Annotated in this window: 17 protein-coding genes; 5 read left to right on the top strand and 12 right to left on the bottom strand. The window is 45.6% G+C overall.

Going from position 1 to position 16,281, the window contains the following annotated elements; genetic code table 11:
• The first annotated feature begins 558 nt into the window (after window positions 1–558).
• On the top strand, window positions 559–3,507 hold the full coding sequence (locus NA59_RS01740) for a translocation/assembly module TamB domain-containing protein (protein WP_407701046.1): 2,949 nt from the start codon (window positions 559–561) through the stop codon (window positions 3,505–3,507).
• Between the two features lie 3 nt (window positions 3,508–3,510).
• On the opposite strand, the gene NA59_RS01735 is transcribed toward NA59_RS01740, so the two are convergent.
• Entirely contained in the window at window positions 3,511–3,939 is a 429-nt protein-coding gene (locus tag NA59_RS01735; RefSeq protein WP_083944849.1) for a hypothetical protein, read from the bottom strand.
• Between the two features lie 81 nt (window positions 3,940–4,020).
• Window positions 4,021–5,022 (bottom strand): MBL fold metallo-hydrolase, encoded by a 1,002-nt coding sequence (locus NA59_RS01730; RefSeq protein ID WP_044406971.1) that lies wholly within the window; start codon window positions 5,020–5,022, stop codon window positions 4,021–4,023.
• Window positions 5,023–5,207: 185 nt separating this feature from the next.
• On the opposite strand from NA59_RS01730, the gene NA59_RS01725 reads away from it, so the two are divergent.
• The 4 genes from NA59_RS01725 (at window position 5,208) to NA59_RS01710 (ending at window position 7,756) form a co-directional block, all read left to right on the top strand.
• A complete protein-coding gene (locus tag NA59_RS01725) occupies window positions 5,208–5,948 on the top strand; it encodes a hypothetical protein (RefSeq protein WP_052501385.1) in 741 nt (246 codons plus the stop codon).
• Window positions 5,949–6,110: 162 nt separating this feature from the next.
• Window positions 6,111–6,566: a TonB-system energizer ExbB gene (gene exbB / locus NA59_RS01720; RefSeq protein ID WP_044406969.1), complete on the top strand. Its 456-nt coding sequence runs from the start codon at window positions 6,111–6,113 to the stop codon at window positions 6,564–6,566.
• 3 nt (window positions 6,567–6,569) lie between these two features.
• Window positions 6,570–6,953, top strand: coding sequence for a biopolymer transporter ExbD (locus NA59_RS01715; protein WP_044406966.1), 384 nt, complete (start codon window positions 6,570–6,572; stop codon window positions 6,951–6,953).
• On the top strand, window positions 6,953–7,756 hold the full coding sequence (locus NA59_RS01710) for an energy transducer TonB (RefSeq protein ID WP_044406963.1): 804 nt from the start codon (window positions 6,953–6,955) through the stop codon (window positions 7,754–7,756). Before NA59_RS01715 ends, NA59_RS01710 begins: the two co-directional genes overlap by 1 nt.
• Before the next feature lies 1 nt (window position 7,757).
• Here NA59_RS01710 and NA59_RS01705 read toward each other — a convergent pair whose 3' ends face one another.
• The 10 genes from NA59_RS01705 to NA59_RS01670 all read right to left on the bottom strand — a co-directional run bounded on the left by NA59_RS01705 (window position 7,758) and on the right by NA59_RS01670 (window position 16,193).
• A complete protein-coding gene (locus tag NA59_RS01705; RefSeq protein WP_052501384.1) occupies window positions 7,758–8,732 on the bottom strand; it encodes a capsular polysaccharide export protein, LipB/KpsS family in 975 nt (324 codons plus the stop codon).
• A gap of 551 nt (window positions 8,733–9,283) precedes the next feature.
• Entirely contained in the window at window positions 9,284–10,291 is a 1,008-nt protein-coding gene (locus tag NA59_RS01700; RefSeq protein ID WP_044406961.1) for an NAD(P)H-dependent glycerol-3-phosphate dehydrogenase, read from the bottom strand.
• Window positions 10,292–10,319: 28 nt separating this feature from the next.
• On the bottom strand, window positions 10,320–11,252 hold the full coding sequence (locus tag NA59_RS01695; protein ID WP_044406958.1) for a glycerophosphodiester phosphodiesterase family protein: 933 nt from the start codon (window positions 11,250–11,252) through the stop codon (window positions 10,320–10,322).
• A 50-nt stretch (window positions 11,253–11,302) separates the two neighbouring features.
• Window positions 11,303–11,470 (bottom strand): hypothetical protein, encoded by a 168-nt coding sequence (locus NA59_RS15005; protein ID WP_157792529.1) that lies wholly within the window; start codon window positions 11,468–11,470, stop codon window positions 11,303–11,305.
• A gap of 461 nt (window positions 11,471–11,931) precedes the next feature.
• Window positions 11,932–12,168 (bottom strand): hypothetical protein, encoded by a 237-nt coding sequence (locus tag NA59_RS01690; RefSeq protein ID WP_044406955.1) that lies wholly within the window; start codon window positions 12,166–12,168, stop codon window positions 11,932–11,934.
• Window positions 12,169–12,395: 227 nt separating this feature from the next.
• Window positions 12,396–12,587: a hypothetical protein gene (locus NA59_RS01685; protein ID WP_044406951.1), complete on the bottom strand. Its 192-nt coding sequence runs from the start codon at window positions 12,585–12,587 to the stop codon at window positions 12,396–12,398.
• A gap of 97 nt (window positions 12,588–12,684) precedes the next feature.
• Window positions 12,685–13,323 (bottom strand): hypothetical protein, encoded by a 639-nt coding sequence (locus NA59_RS15460; protein WP_052501383.1) that lies wholly within the window; start codon window positions 13,321–13,323, stop codon window positions 12,685–12,687.
• Between the two features lie 20 nt (window positions 13,324–13,343).
• A complete protein-coding gene (locus NA59_RS15455) occupies window positions 13,344–13,733 on the bottom strand; it encodes a transposase (protein ID WP_052501382.1) in 390 nt (129 codons plus the stop codon).
• A 374-nt stretch (window positions 13,734–14,107) separates the two neighbouring features.
• Entirely contained in the window at window positions 14,108–15,019 is a 912-nt protein-coding gene (locus NA59_RS01675) for an Rpn family recombination-promoting nuclease/putative transposase (RefSeq protein WP_044406947.1), read from the bottom strand.
• Between the two features lie 76 nt (window positions 15,020–15,095).
• Window positions 15,096–16,193, bottom strand: a complete 1,098-nt coding sequence (locus NA59_RS01670; protein ID WP_052501381.1) for a transposase — start codon at window positions 16,191–16,193, stop codon at window positions 15,096–15,098.
• Window positions 16,194–16,281: the final 88 nt, after the last annotated feature.

The raw sequence follows: 16,281 nt of genomic DNA, 5'->3' as shown, positions 1-16,281 counted from the left end.
TACCAGGACGCTGACATAAAACTGCATGCACAAAAAATTCAATGGCAATGGTCACCCTTGGCCTGGCTCAGGGGGCCCTACCAACTAAACCAACTCAGCATTAGCCAGCTGCACCTAGATCTTGCGAATACCACGCAATCACCTCCGTCAGATTCAACGTTTGCGCTGAATGAACTTTACGCCTTACTACAACAGCCGTTTCGTTTTATTTACCTGCTTCCCGTTGATATCCATCTTGAACAGATCCAGCTATCGGATATTACACTGTCACAAGCGGGTACTCCCCTAATTCAAGTTCAACGCCTCGATACCCAGTTGCGCTGGCAAGCCAACCAACTTGAACTGAATGATTTCAATACCCAACTCACATTTCAACAACAAACGCACCAGGCCTGGTTATCGGCACGGGTATTTTTCAAAAACGCCGATGCATTTGAAGGTGACTTGCGCCTCGCCTATGCAGGTCCACCCGAACAGGCTCCGCTACACCTCGATGCGCACTGGGAAGGCCAACTCACCGAACTCAAGTTAAATCTAAACACCCACAGCCCTATTGAAATGCAAGCACAACACCACTGGTCGCTCAGCCCCGAACAGCTAACACTTAGCTCAGACTGGACCAAAATAAAAGGCCAGTTACTTGACCTAGGCCATCTCAACATCCAACCGAGTCAAACCCATATTCGCTACCAATTTGCCGATGCGCAGCTTCAACTTCAAACCACATTAGCGGGTCAACTCGCTGACTGGCCCGCGGGTAAACTGCAACTCGGACTTAACGTTATCGGGCTACATCGCGCTGACCAACAACTCACTGGCGAAATGACACTGCTCACCCCACAATATGGAGAGCTAAGCACCCAATTTGAAATAGATTGGATCAATCCAGTATTTGATTGGCGCCAACCTCACACCCTGCACCTAGCTCTGCAAACAGCACAGCTTAACCTATCCGCGCTTCACCAAGACTGGGATTACCAAATTGACAGCCAACTTCACTTTCACCTAAGTGACCTCCAAAAGCGACAAAGCCACCTGGACATCCATCAGCTAACCCTCCATGGGCTCACTCACCCCCTATCAACGCAAGGCCAGATTAGCACGCGCCTCGATGACCATCATGACTATCATCTTGAAGGACAACTAGAGGCGATTCATTACGACCAGCTTGCCTTGACGGTTCGACTTGATGCCCAGCTCGCTAAAACACTTGATGGTATAACACTCCATCAACTCTCATTCAGCCAAGCGGATAACCAACTTTCGCTAAACGGGGTACTGAATCAGCAAAGCTATCAGTTTGAATTAGACGCGGCACTCAACCAACTTAGCGAGCTGCTCAGCCCCTGGGGCGTGGCTGGTCAAGCCCATCTCAACTTGCAAACTCAAGGTTCGGTTAACACAGATTGGACACATATCGACCAGGCCTGGCTACAAGTTCAAGCAACAAGTGATCAGTTGCAATGGGATGACATCCTTTTCCACACCCTGCAACTCGATGCCGATATCCCACTTCACCAACCCGCCTGGGGACAACTCAATGCACAGCTCGCCAAAATCACCCAAGGCGAAGAGGTGGTTAGCGCCGCACTGCACCTCAAACGTACTGTGCAAGCCGATGGTATGCGCAACGAAATAAGCCTTCATCACCCCAGTGCTCAAATTGAGATGGCCAGCCTTGAGCGCCAACCCAACTTAACACACTGGGTATTCGATCTAGAGCGCCTACGCATTACGCAACCCCAAACCGGTATTTGGCTATTAAATCAGCCTAGCACACTGCGCTGGAACGCAAGCGATCAACTTAAGCTCAGTCAAAGCTGTTTAGGGTTAGTGAGTCACCCAAACAGCCAAATATGCCTTGATGCGCAAGACCACCAGCTTAACTGGGTACTTCACCAGTTACCCATCCTGGAATGGGCCGCTGAATTTATTCCAGACCATGTGGACATCGACACACAACTTAACGCACAAGGTTTTATAAACTGGCAACAAGACCTCAAAATTCAACAGCAAATTTTATTTAAACAGCTAGACTTGCGTGTCACTGAACAAGGTTATGAGTGGCCAGTCAAATTACGCAACTGGCAAACCACCTTCAACTGGCAGCCAACTGAAGCACGTATTGAGTCGCAAGCCAGTATTAACGACACAGGGCATTTAGGTGCCAATATTCAACTCTTTCCGGTTGAGGGCGGCTGGCGCCAGGCCGAAATCGATGGCTATGTTCGACTTCAACTCAACGAATGGATGCTGAGCGAACAACTGACTCGCCAATTTGAATTAACACGCACCCAGCTTGATTGGCAAACCTTAGTCATGGGTTCACTTAACGACATTCAACACAATAGCCGTGCATTAGTCGATATCGACTTTAACCTTGCGCTACTTGAACTTAAAAACCAGAATCTATCACTGCAAGCCGATATTGCCAACGAATCACTGCATGCCTTTGGGCTTTGGCGTCAACAGGGGCTTAGCACAAACCCGCGAGAAGCGCGCATTCACCTTCAAGCCGCCCCCTTAAACACCCAAGCCAAACTTAAGCTTGACATATCAACCGAGTCAATGGAAATCGTTAGAACCCCATTTGCACACCTTTTTCTCGGTGCCGATATGCAACTGCAACTTGATCAAGCGGGCGCCGTCTTACGTGGCGAAGCACGGATTCATGACAGTTATCTTGATTTAGATAAAATGCCGCTGCACCAGCGTACCAGCGTGAACACAGATGAAATTATTATTACCCGCGAAGGTGAGGAAGTGCGTCACGAAAAAGGACTGGGATTCCCACTCGATTACAGCCTTACTTTAACGCTTGGCGACAACGTACGGCTTAATGTACGTGAAGCGCAAGCCTATCTCGGCGGCGCACTCACGCTAGCACAAACGCCAGAGATGGAAGACATTCAAGCACTCGGCGAAGTGCGTATTGAAAGCGGCTATGTCGAATTAGACCGACGCAATCGAATAAACTTTGACCCCTCCAGCTTCAGCTTTACCGGTAACTTGGACAACCCACGCCTGAATGTCAATTTATTTCGGCACGTTGATCGTACCACGGCAAGACTCAACATTACAGGCACCTCTACCCAGCCTCAATTTGTGTTCTACGCCAACCCCGCTCAATCACAAGCACGCATTATCAATCTACTCATTTTCGGGCGCGCAGGCGATTTAGAAAATGAACCGAACTATCAATCACAAATACTGACCGCTTTTTACAAACTGGGGATTCAAAACAACACCCCCGTTTTAAATCGCCTGACACGCACACTCGGCGTTGAAGATATTTATTTTGACGTGCAAGATCAGCAAGTCAGTAGCCTGCTGCTAGGCAGAGCGCTCACCAATGACATATATATTCGTTACGCGCATGATCTTTCCGGTGGACAAAACAATGCGGTGCAAATTTTCTATCAACTTACACCGCGTTGGTTGCTTAAGAGTGACAACCGAGGTGATCGCAGCTCGGTTGACTTAATTTTTCAGCAGGAACGAGATTAATAATCACTGCACATCTGCGGCCAGCTCAATAAGCAAATCCCATTGATCTGGACTTAAAACTTCACGCAATTGCGCCGCACACTCGACACTCATTTCAATACGACGGCGCTCTGCTTCGCTAATCAAGTTAATCAACTCTATCTGCGCTTTAGGGTCGGGTTGATAACCTGATGTCAGCTCCCACAACTCACGGCGCAATTCTTGAGTCATAATCTCGTTAGACTCCCGCTCAGCGGTCATCACATTCGCAATTTGCCGAATACGGGGCGCTTGATCAGGCGTAATCTCCAGCAGCATCGCATTCGGCATCACATGCGGCATTAACACCACCACCGGTGTCGCTAGATTAAAATTGCGCTCCGCCTGCGCGGCGCCTGCCGATAATGCAACGGCTAAGGCCAATGCCGAAAGTTTTCGTGTCATTTTTTTCATTTTATCGCTCCTTAAAACAAAAAAGCCCAGACTCACACAAAGCATGAGACTGAGCTTCTTACTAAAAATAATGATGATTTTTTAGAACAAACTTGCCTCAAACTCTTGGTAGGCCTCACTTACAAAGCGTCCAATGGTTGAGTCAAATCCTGGCCAATCTTTAGCCACTTTTTGCATAAATTCGGTTTCCGTAATTTTGGGTCGAATTTCAAAATCCGACAAGCCATCATCATAATACTGTTCAATAGTCTTATAAATAATTTCAAAGAACTGCTTTTGATCACGAATCATCGACACATCATCAAACTCACCATGTCCCGGCACAAAATACTTAATATGCGACATGGCTTCAAAGTTTTCCATCGCCACAATCGAATTCGCAAAATTTCCATCTGCCATGTTCGCAACCCGACGCATCGCCATATCACCGACAAACATCACCTTTTCCTGCACCGCTTCGATAGCTATGTCTGAATCTGAATGTACTTTGCCCATATAATGAACTTTAAAATCAACATCACCCACCTTGATAACATCACCACCTTGCACCTCAAGCGTCGGTGGCGTAATCACAGTGCCCGCATTCGCATCATTGGTGTTACGGCTCATAAAGCCATTCCAAACCGCGCCCGCGCCATTTTTAACATGCTCCATCACCTTAGGGTGTGCATAAATTTTGACATTCGGATAGGCATCCACAAAGGCATGATTACCCAGCCAATGATCACCATGGATATGGGTATTAAAAATCGCCACAACAGGTTTATTGGTCACGGTTTTAATTTGACGAATCAGCATTTCACCAATTTGCACCGAACCACCGGTATCGACCACCACCACGCCCTCAGAAGTCACCACAAAACCTGGGTTGCTAAAGAAACCAAAATTACTTGGCGCAGGCTCCGGATCGACCGCTAGAAAATAAAAAGTACGATCGGCTATCTTAGTCACAGGTACATTAGGCACATCTGGCCCACGAAACACAAAATCATCCGCCGCATACAGCGGCTTTAACACCGAAAAACTGGCTAAACCCGCTGTCGCGCTCAGAGCCGTTTTAAATAGATCACGTCTTTTCATCATAATAAGCTATCCTCTCTTATAAGCTTGTTAAACTATTACATTGCAATATTACTCGCTGGTTCACAAAACTGCAACCAAACACAACAATAGCTTCACATTTGACACTTGCAAAGATCTATAAAATAGGTATCCTTAATGCGGGCATTAAATAAACTAATGACATTACTCACATTTGGAGCAATATAATGAATACAACACTCAAACAAGCTTTACTCGTCTCTGGCTTCACTCTAACTTCTTCCATCGCTTTTGCCATGGGCGATAAACCCACAACTGAAATCAGTCCAGACCCCTATGCCAACCTCATTGAACAGCCGCTAAACTTGGGTGAACACTTTGCGTTGCGCACCTACACGGGTCAAGCAGTCGGCCTAGCGCTAACCAATCAACTCGATATCAAAAGCCTCAATATAGTGCAAAACACCAGCTCTATCTGTACCTCATTGGCCGCCGCGATTGGCGCAGAAGCTGTTGCCCACAACCGAAATAATAATGTTTACCTGTCAATAGCCCTAAACGAACCAGCTGATGCAGCCAAACAGGCGACCCGCATGATGGACAAAGACGCTGTGGCACTTGTATTTGGTGGTCAAACACCGGCTCCACAAAACTATGCGCTAGCCAAAGCCACCCTTTCTGAACTGGCTAAAGCCAATTACGAAGGCGCTATTTTTTACCACGTGGCCGTCTGGGCACCCAAAATGCTAGAAAAAATCGCAGCGGAAGATGCCGCGATCAAAGCCTACCTCAGCGCCAAACAAAATATGTTTGCGCTCACCATTAACCCGAACGATGGCATGATGCTCATCCACCAAGTCGCGCTACAAGCGAATGGCGAACAAGCATCCGTAAAGGTTCTACACCAAGCTGAAATGAACGACAGCTGGTTAAACCTATTTAAGCGCTCATTGATTCAGCGCAACTAAAGTAATTAAAACCAGGCCTACTTCATCTTCCACAACGAACAGGCCTGGTTGCTTTTTTTAAACCGCAAACTTTAAAACCGCTCCCTTGACATTGGCATCTCAGCTATTCATAATGCGTCTTATTAATTTTAAAATGATTATCATTAAGAGACCAAATAATACATGGAAAATATTCAACTTTACCTAGACCTTACCTTTTTTAGCATTTTAGGCCTAATGATGTTCATCGCGCTATGGATTACCTTTGAACGGCTATTCTTATTCAAACGGATTAATATTGAAGACTATGCGCATATTGAATTGCTCAATATCGACATCACTCGCAACTTGACCACTCTGTCTACGATAGGTGCAAACGCACCTTATGTCGGTCTATTGGGCACGGTTATTGGTATCTTAATTACGTTTTATGAAATTGGAATGAATGACAGCCTTGAAACCTCGGTGATTATGACGGGTCTCGCTTTGGCGCTTAAACTCACCGCCGCCGGTATCGCGGTTGCCATCCCCGCCCTAATGTTTTATAACGGACTCTTGCGTAAAGTCGAAGAACTTCAAGCCAAGTACCGCGTTTATCAGGACCTATCGCCCAAAGCCCAGACAGCTATCAAGGATTAAACCATGAAACGCTTTGATTCGATGAATGTAATTCCGCTGATTGACGTGATGCTGGTTTTATTAGCCATCGTGTTGCTCACCGCCTCGTTTATTGTGCATGACAAAATTGATATCCAATTACCTAAAACGGAAAACACCACCAGTTTTAACCCTGAAGACAGGGTAAAGCTTAACCTCTCGCTCGATAGTTCCGGCCAGATGTATTGGGATGGTGAAGCGATTCAAACGAATGACTTGAACCAAAAAATAGCGCAACTCGATCGCAACACCTTGATTCAGCTTCGGGTCGACCAAGCCGTGGAGTTCCATTTTTTCGTTACCCTGATGGATATTGTTAAAAAACACCAACATGACAATATCAGCATTCTGACGGAACGCAAAAGTTAATGTGGCGTTCTGACTCCTCCAAGGGCTTTGTATTAGCACTGGTTATTTATATATCTGTCGCGCTCGCCATCGCGGCATGGTTTTGGCAACGCACTCCTGAACCACCCGTTTCAAATGAACGCACCGTCCCTGTTACCCTAGCCATGTTTGCCCCACCGCCTCAACCGACTCCTAAACCAATCCCTGAACCTGAGCCAATTCCAGAGCCTGAACCAATTCCAGAGCCTGAACCGATGCCAGAACCTGAGCCGATACCAGAGCCTGAACCGATGCAAGAACCTGAGCCGGTTCCAGAACCTGAGCCGATTCCGGAGCCTGAGCCGATTCCGGAGCCTGAGCCGATGCCAGAGCCTGAACCGATGCCAGAGCCTGAGCCGATTCCGGAGCCTGTTGCAGAACAAGCGGCTACTGAAGCAGCGGCAGAGCCTGTCATTCAAGAGCCACAAATTGAACCCGAGCCGATGCCGCTTGAACCGCAAATAAGTCAAGCGCAAATCCAAGCCGCCGAACAACGTTACCTGAATGAACTCTCAAGCACGCTCATTCGCCATGCTCAAGACAGCTATCCGAGGATGGCACAACGCCGAGGCTGGCAAGGCCAAGTGATCGTCAGCTTTACCCTACTGCGTGATGGCCGCATCATCGACATTGAAATCACCGATTCGTCAGGACGAAAAATGCTGGATGATGCCGCCATCAGCATCTTTATCGAGCGCATGCAACAACAATTCCTACCCTTCCCCGCCGAAATCACCCGCGACCGCTGGACACACAGTGTTCCGATTGAATATAAACTCCGGTAAATTAGGATTTGCCGATTATCTTCTTTATACCGTTTCGAATTCTAGGAAAAAGATAGCCATAAAAACTTAACATAGCGCGCTTTAAAATGTTCTTATTAAGCTGCGCTTTTTGTTCAGCCATATACTCCAGCGCCTCGCTGGCAGAACAAAAAGATTGCGTTTTTGGGTTTAAATACAAAGGGTATAAAATAAGCGCCCCAACCACCAGCTCGTTTAAAGTTAAAGCCCGTCCGCGCCGCTCTGAAACATGGCTATCTTGCGTTAACCCCCATCCAGCATAAAAGGGTAAACCATACGTAAACACCCGTTTACCGCGCAACAAGGCATCAAACCCCACTAAAGACGTCATAGTATGCACCTCATCAACATGCGCTAAAACCGAACCAATCCCGACCTTTTTTACAACCTTATCGGCAAAACGCAATATCTCTTCATCGGGCATCAAGCCCACCCTGTTTTTCGACAACACATCAGGATGAGGTTTATAAATAATAAAATCATCAGGCCTTAACGCCCTCACTTTTTCCAGCAACGACAAATTATTTAACCCAAATGCCCCAAACTTAACCGACATATCATCATCCACCTGGCCCGGTACCAGAATAATTTTTTGACCAGGCTTAGGGTCAATATCCAAATCACGCACATCCGCCAAATGATTATACTTGGTCAAATTAGCCGTATTAATATAGCTAATCAGCGCCGCCGCCTCGGACAGATCCTTATCCGTAAAGTCAGTGGTTTTTAAAATATGCTCAAGGTCACTGGAACCAGTAGGATCAAAATAAATCCCACGAGAATCCATAACCAAGGAAATAGGCTTAGACAGCGCAGAACCCAAACCCAAAGAACGAATAAACCCATCCTCAACAAACCTTACGTTGACATCATGGTCTCTTGCCCAATTTAACAACGCGGCATCCTGCTTTTTGCCCCAAAAAAATACGGTATCACCGGATTTAAGGCCTAAATCCAAGGCTTCCTTAAGTGAGTAAATTCGCTTGCACGACCCGCACATACTTAACTGACGAAAAAAATTCTTGGACTTATTCCAACGCAACCAAGTGTAATAATAAAAAAAACAATTCAAGAAACCAACTCTCCATTAAAATTATAAATCTACGATATTACTTGCTCTAAACAAAAAAGTGACTTGACATCCTCCCCGCCGTGAACTTAACGTATTCACAGTATGTTAGTTGCTGTTGGATTGAGAAGTTGGGGTAATAAATGCTACGATCTATAAACTGAGTTTATCACAGACTGATTTTTGCCTGGCGCGCTTTTAAAATTGAAAAGCAAATTTAAACGTAACTATTCAGCACGTTTCTTGGAAATATAAACCATTGAAAACAGTGACTTATGTTTTTTTCAATCAAAAAAATCACCAAAAAATCTATTTTTCGATGCTTTCTTGAAGATGTTTTTACAACAGGTAGTGTCAAAAATACATTATTGGGACCACATGTAGTGGCTGAATAGTTACATTTAAACTTATTTTAAATTCCAACACCTTTAAACACTCCCCTAAACAATCTTTCGAATAAACCTATCCAAATCCAACTCGCTTTTTAAAAATGCCGATAACGAAAATAAGATTTTAAAGTCCTTCGCCATACGTTTGATTGCAAGCTCTGACTTATCTGTTTTGCTTTGTAATAATAAATCAATATAATTAATCGATCGCACCCCTTCGAGCACAACCCCGCTTAACTGATTGCTAGGTGATAAAAATCGTTTTCCTAACATCAAGCCTAAAGTACGGTTACGGCTCTGATCATTCATGGATGTCAACAACAAATCCCCAACACCCGCATAACAACCCACATTAATTTCTCGCCCTAACAACAACATGGATAAACGCTGCATCTCCAACAACGCATTTGAAAAAACCAAAGACGTTAAATTCGGATTTTTAAACCGCCCATCCACCACCGCAATCGCAATCGCATAAATATTTTTTAACACACTCAACAGCTCAATTTCAGCCAACGAATGATTAACATCAAACACCAACTTGGCCTTTTTCAAAACACGACCTAAATCCTTTACCCCCCTACCATCAGATGACGCAATAGAAAAAGCCGAATGCGGCGAAGTCAACAACTCATTAGAAAACGTAGGACCCTTAGCAGACGACAAAATTACACCTTCAGGTAAGATACACTGCAAAAAATCCGTTATCAACACATGCCCATCATTACCAATAAAACCTTTAGAAAGGTTGCAAACATGTGCACAACTTGCCACTAAAGCCAAGCGTTCCACGTCTGAAAAAAACGGTTGCATCTGTGAAGAAGGAATAGATAGAAATACCAAATCAGATTCAGCCATCTCACGCAAATCAATAGAAGCACGCAACTTTTTAGACAACACCAAATTAGACAAATACTTCTTATTACTGTTCTTCTTATTTACCTCATCAACCACCTTTTCATCACGCGCAAACAACGTAACATCCAAACGTTTATTCATCGCCAAACGCGACGCGAATGCCGACCCAAACGCACCTGCACCCAAAACTGAAATTCTCAAATGACTTCCCCCGAAAATAAAAACAAATTCAATCCTTTAAAAAATCATCAAACGGATAATCAACACACTGCGCATCCAAGGATAATGTATTAAGCGCAACATAGTCTGCCGCCTTGTTCAAGTTATTCGTCCATCCCGCTACCTCAATACCGGCCTGATGGCCACGCGAGATGGTTTCCGCTGAAAAACTCAACCAATAACCAAACCACGCATCACCCCCAGCCAGCCTAATCTTTTCAGCAAAATCATCAATAGACAAGGGCTGGAAACCACCATACCAGGGAGCAGATCCACTTGCGAAAGCCTTACGCAACTTGCTCAAACGCCCCTTCGTGCAAGGCAACGACAAATCTTCATTACCGTAATCAACCAGCCAATCCAACGGATGCGTTGTAAACCAAGTTTTCACACTAGGCTGACGCGCCTTTATCTCCATCAAAGCGCGCCAATCAAAACTACAATACTCCGCACGATCTACAAATCCTTCCTGCTCAACCAAAGCCAATACAGCTTCAACCAAAGCCAACCAGGCCTGGTTATTATCAGAAAAAATATCCGTTTTAATTTCAATAAGCAGCCTAAAAGAGTCAGACTTTTGCTTAGCTAAACGAACCACCTCAGCTAAAGTAGGAATCGATTGGCTTTCGACAGCTTGTAGCTTAGAAAACTTCTCAGCATAAGTAGTGTGCGGATTTGGCTTACCTATACGAAAAGACTGCAACTCATCAAGCATCAAGCAAGAAATGGGCTGCTCATCAGCCTTAGTAAGCCATGAACCATCCAAATTGCAGGTATAAAAATGATTCAGCCTAGCATTATGATGCACCACCACCTGATTATCTTTCGTCAAATGAACATCTAACTCAGCGCCATCACAGCCTAGATCAAGCGCAAACTCAAATGCCGCAAGCGAGTTCTCAACAAAAAAACCAGCACCACCACGATGAGCGTAAATTTTCAAACAACCAACCCTCTTAAAAATAAAACAGCTTGCATTGACATACCTACAACCTACTTCATCACGATTGAAAATGGCAAAAATTCCAACAAATACGCACCAAAAAACAACAAAACCAACACCGCAACAATCAAAATAATCAAGGTGCGGGTGGATAAACGATGGGCATAAGCGTTAAACAATGAACGCAGCGCCATTTGTAGAACGCGATCAATAGACATGACAAAACCTTAAATAAAACCCTAGAGAATCTACGCCAGCGACATTAAACTTAACTCAACATCCAAACCTAAATCTTTGCACCAGGCCTGGTGGTCTTTTACTTCTCTGTCCATTGGGTTCGGAAGATAAAGTCTAGCCTGCGGTTTGGGAGGCTTAGTAATTGTATTTGCTATCGCCGAAGAATAAAGCAGGCCTGGTTATGTTGCAGGTTTTGATTTCTTTGGCGAGGATGGTGTCTTTTGTATCGAGGCTACCAAAATACCGCCATTGAAGTAGGGGTCTAAACCACGACTTTAAACACTTCAAGCGTCGGTTTAACAAACATTGACTGTCCAGCCAGGCATTTAATTCACCAGCCGATTATCATTTGTCCAAAACTGATCACATTCAAGGTGCTGTGCACATGCCACATGAATCGCATCCGGTGTTTTTAAACCCTGCACACGAAAATCTATCGGATTTAGTCATTCCAAGCGTTACGGTTGGTTTGAATGTGCTTTTCCATGCTATCGCTTTCCCCAAAAGGCGCTGACTCTAATAGTTGCAACAAATTTTGGCCCGATGACGACTCAGGCGACTCATCGGTCGTATTTGGCAAAATCGTGACATAAGCCTTCACCGAATGATCTAGTGTGAACAGTTCATTAAACTTCACCCACCCGCTTTGCGTAATAACCGCTTCTAAAGTTTGTAACATGGCATAACCCTTAGGGCATTTAGGCCAGAGCCTTATACTTTGTTATAAGTTTGCATTAGTTTGTTAGCCACCAAATCAAATAGGATGATATTGCGCCTGAAAATATACCGACCACAAAGCCTTTGATTAGGTCTTTGTTAGCCATTTAAAGGTTTGGTTTTTTGCCCAGTCCACCTTCTAGTAGCCTGTCGATGTCCTTGTTGATTTGTTCGGTCGTCATCACGCCATCACGCCATCACGCCATCAGGTAATACATTGCCACGCCCAATAAATGGAAACTGGCTACTAAACGTGAGTTTTTTATGGGTGCGTTGCTCAATGCGTTTGGCAATATCAACAGGGTTGGCTTGCCTTAACTGCTCTATGCTCAAACCTACCTTGCTTGCAATCACTTTTTCTAGTTGCGGTGTCAGTTGCATTTTAACCTCCAAGTTGTTGGCGTATTATGCCACAAAATGCTTAATGATGTGCTACTTGACACGCACACAGACTGGTTTTGCACGGCGCATTTTAAGTTCACGCAAATAGTCGCTTGGCCGTGTGTTGACCGCGCTGGCGCTGTTGGTTGTGTGCTTGCTTGTATTGGTTGAGGTCGGTTGTGTTGCCGATGGCGTGACCAAAGCTTTTGAGTAGCTTGCCTTGGCAGAAACTATCGACTAAGTCCTCACTGAGCTGGAGCTGCTGCATCAGCTTTGGTGGTGAGGGTTGTGTGGGTTGTGCGCTGTTTATAAAGCCGGATTTATTGGGATGCACCGCACGACCGAGATAATCAACGAACTCAAGGTAATCTTCCCACGCGAAGGCAATCACGGGTTGGGTTTTTTGACTGTGCTCGAGGGGATCAAATGCCATCAGTTTGGCATGAGGCAAGGCATCAAGCTTGGTGAGAAACTGTTGCGCTTCTTCACCAAGGGTATCAAACAACGGGCTGGTTCGCATGGAGATGGGTTGTTTTTCAATGCCTTGGGTTTGTTCGATGCGGCGTTGAATCGAGGTAAATTCTGAATCGGACAAATCGTTGGCGATATTAGCGCGCACCGGGTTTAAATCAACATAGGCCATCACCGATAAAATCGCTTGTTCATCCAATAACGCTTGGCTTTTGAACCGCCCTTCCCAGAAATGCCCTTTTACACCGTCTTCCTTGTTCGCCATACGGGCAATGGTTTCATTGATTATTGTTGTACGAGTTGTTGGACTTGTTTGACGATAGCCGGTTCGGCTTGGTCTTTATCGGCTACATAACGCTGTAAATACACCGGCCCGCTAAACAACTGTGTCCAGCGTTCCAGCACTTCGTCATCCGACCAGGCCTGGGCGCGGTCTTTATCAACCCGCACCACCAAATGATAATGGTTGCTCATCACCGCGAAGGCGGCAATATCGACTGCAAACACGGAGGCCAGCTTCAACATCATCTGCTCTATCCATTCACGGCGATGCTCATAACTTTGCCCGGAAATCGAATCCACGCCACACAAAAACGCGCGGCGAACACAACGGTTCACCAAGTGATACCAAGGCGTGTCGGATAATGAAATAAGCTGTTGGCGGGCACGGGTCATAGCTGAGCTCCGGTTAAAAGGTTAACTTGGGTGTAATTATAAGAAAATGGGATGGATCTTGCAATTTAAAAGTGGCTGTCCTTTTAATTACACCGAGGAATAAAGCAGGCCTGGTTATGTTGCCGATTTTTATTTCTTTCATTCTTTAAAAGGGCTTAAAAAGTGGCTGTCCTTTTAATGGTGCTGTTTATAAAGCCGGATTTATTGGGATGCACCGCACGACCGAGATAATCAACGAACTCAAGGTAATCTTCCCACGCGAAGGCAATCACACAATTTAAAGTGGCTGTCCTTTTAACATTGCTTTTAACATTCGAGGGGTGTGCGGTTGGCTGGAGATTGCCGCGTCGCTGACGCACAATAACCAGTTTATTTCATTTGCGTAGGGCTTGGATTTGGTCAACGGACAAACCGGTTTTAAGTGCAATGGTCTGATTATCCAGCACATCAAGCAAGTTGGTTGCGATTTCAAGGGCTTTTTCTAATCCACCTTCTTCACGACCTTTTTCGATGCCTATACCAATGCCTTTTTCAATCCCACGCTCCTCGCCGCGGATTTCAGCCTCCTCAACATGGGTATCAATCACGTTTTTCATGTCGCGGTAGTATTTTAGGCTGGCTTCGTAAGTTTGGCGCTCTACGGGCGTGAACTTGGCGATGCTGGCTTTTTCGAAGATGCGTAGGAAAATTTGTTGTTGTAGTCGGCGTGGGATGTCGTGCAGTTTGTGTAGGTTTTTGAATAGGAATAGCCATTTGTCCTGATCGGTGTCGAGTTCGTCTTCGGTTTTGGTGAAGTTGGGCATAGTGAGGTAAATGAACATGCATTTGTCATAAAAGACTTGGTTGTGTTGGTTTTTCAGTTGTACGGTATGCACCACATCTTTGTTGCCAGCGGATTTGTCTTCGTCGAATTCAAAGTCTAAGATGCCGATGGTATAGACCGCATCGAGTTCAAAATCCCAGTCGTTACCGCGTTCGGCTTGTTGTTGAATCGGGAAGCTGGCGTAGTAGACACTGCGGTCTTTAAAGAACTTTTGTTTGGCTTTTTGGATTTCAACGATGAAGTGTTCACCGGATGGGCTGGTGCAATTCAGATCAAACACCGCGCGGCGATCCAGCTGGGTGGCGCCGAGTTTTTCGTTATGGGTGAAGTTGAGTGCTTGGATTTGGTGTTTCTGCGGCAACAGGGTATTGAGAAACGCGATCAGGTTTTCTTTTGAGTCTTCTTCGCCAAATAGGCGTTTGAAGCCGTAGTCGGTGAACAGGTTGAGGTATTTTTCTTTCATGCGCTGGCCCTGCTGTGTTTCATTTGTAGGGTTTTAGTTTATCACAGACTGGTTTTTTCACCGTGCGTTTTTAGCTTCACGCAAATAGTCGCATGGCGGTGTATTGGCCACGTTGGCGTTGTTGGTTGTGTGCTTGCTTGTATTGGTTGAGGTCGGTTGTGTTGCCGATGGCGTGACCAAAGCTTTTGAGTAGTTTGCCTTGGCAGAAGCTATCGACTAAGTCCTCACTGAGCTGGAGTTGCTGCATCAGCTTTGGTTGAACGGGTTGTACGGGTTGTGCGTGCTGTGCGCTGTTTATAAAGCCGGATTTATTGGGATGCACCGCACGACCGAGATAATCAACGAACTCAAGGTAATCTTTCCACGCGAAGGCAATCACGGGTTGGGTTTTTTGACTGTGCTCGAGGGGATCAAATGCCATCAGTTTGGCATGAGGCAAGGCATCAAGCTTGGTGAGAAACTGTTGCGCTTCTTCACCAAGGGTATCAAACAACGGGCTGGTTCGCATGGAGATGGGTTGTTTTTCAATGCCTTGGGTTTGTTCGATGCGGCGTTGAATCGAGGTAAATTCTGAATCTGACAAATCGTTGGCGATATTGGCGCGCACTGGGTTTAAATCAACATAAGCCATCACCGATAAAATCGCTTGTTCATCCAATAACGCTTGGCTTTTAAACCGCCCTTCCCAGAAATGCCCTTTTACACCGTCTTCTTTGTTCGCCATACGGGCAATGGTTTCATTGAGCACGCGCATGTACCAGGATAGATCATACAGGCGTTCACGATAGGTTTGGGCGAGTTGTTGGACTTGTTTGACGATAGCCGGTTCGGCTTGGTCTTTATCGGCTAAATAACGCTGTAAATACACCGGCCCGCTAAACAACTGTGTCCAACGTTCAAGCACTTCGTCATCGGACCAGGCCTGGGCGCGCTTTTGATCAATCCGCACCACCAAATGATAATGGTTGCTCATCACGGCAAAGGCGGCAATATCCACCGCAAACACGGAGGCCAGCTTCAACATCGTCTGCTCGATCCATTCACGGCGATGCTCATAATTCTGCCCTGAAATCGAATCCACCCCACACAAAAACGCACGACGAACACAGCGGTTCACCAGATGATACCAAGGCGTGTCGGATAATGAAATAAGCTGTTGGCGGGCACGGGTCATGGTTGGGCTCCGGTTAAAAGGTTAACTTGAGTGTAATTATAGGAAAATGGGATGGATTTTGCAATTTAAAAGTGGCTGTCCTTTTAAT

The sequence above is a fragment of the Thiomicrospira microaerophila genome (genome assembly GCF_000934765.1).
Classification (GTDB): domain Bacteria; phylum Pseudomonadota; class Gammaproteobacteria; order Thiomicrospirales; family Thiomicrospiraceae; genus Thiomicrospira; species Thiomicrospira microaerophila.
Note: the sequence above shows the minus strand (reverse complement) of the source record. Positions and strands in the feature narration are given on the sequence as shown.

What these genes read in the sequence shown, in the direction of transcription:
- NA59_RS15005 (WP_157792529.1), bottom strand. Translation starts at nt 11,470, where the DNA reads ATGTCTATTGATCGCGTTCTACAAATGGCGCTGCGTTCATTGTTTAAC.
- NA59_RS15455 (WP_052501382.1), bottom strand. Translation starts at nt 13,733, where the DNA reads ATGACCCGTGCCCGCCAACAGCTTATTTCATTATCCGACACGCCTTGG.
- NA59_RS01715 (WP_044406966.1), top strand. Translation starts at nt 6,570, where the DNA reads ATGAAACGCTTTGATTCGATGAATGTAATTCCGCTGATTGACGTGATG.
- NA59_RS01710 (WP_044406963.1), top strand. Translation starts at nt 6,953, where the DNA reads ATGTGGCGTTCTGACTCCTCCAAGGGCTTTGTATTAGCACTGGTTATT.
- NA59_RS01740 (WP_407701046.1), top strand. Translation starts at nt 559, where the DNA reads ATGCAAGCACAACACCACTGGTCGCTCAGCCCCGAACAGCTAACACTT.
- NA59_RS01735 (WP_083944849.1), bottom strand. Translation starts at nt 3,939, where the DNA reads ATGAAAAAAATGACACGAAAACTTTCGGCATTGGCCTTAGCCGTTGCA.
- exbB (WP_044406969.1), top strand. Translation starts at nt 6,111, where the DNA reads ATGGAAAATATTCAACTTTACCTAGACCTTACCTTTTTTAGCATTTTA.
- NA59_RS01730 (WP_044406971.1), bottom strand. Translation starts at nt 5,022, where the DNA reads ATGATGAAAAGACGTGATCTATTTAAAACGGCTCTGAGCGCGACAGCG.
- NA59_RS01725 (WP_052501385.1), top strand. Translation starts at nt 5,208, where the DNA reads ATGAATACAACACTCAAACAAGCTTTACTCGTCTCTGGCTTCACTCTA.
- NA59_RS15460 (WP_052501383.1), bottom strand. Translation starts at nt 13,323, where the DNA reads ATGGCGAACAAGGAAGACGGTGTAAAAGGGCATTTCTGGGAAGGGCGG.
- NA59_RS01690 (WP_044406955.1), bottom strand. Translation starts at nt 12,168, where the DNA reads ATGTTACAAACTTTAGAAGCGGTTATTACGCAAAGCGGGTGGGTGAAG.
- NA59_RS01685 (WP_044406951.1), bottom strand. Translation starts at nt 12,587, where the DNA reads ATGCAACTGACACCGCAACTAGAAAAAGTGATTGCAAGCAAGGTAGGT.
- NA59_RS01675 (WP_044406947.1), bottom strand. Translation starts at nt 15,019, where the DNA reads ATGAAAGAAAAATACCTCAACCTGTTCACCGACTACGGCTTCAAACGC.
- NA59_RS01670 (WP_052501381.1), bottom strand. Translation starts at nt 16,193, where the DNA reads ATGACCCGTGCCCGCCAACAGCTTATTTCATTATCCGACACGCCTTGG.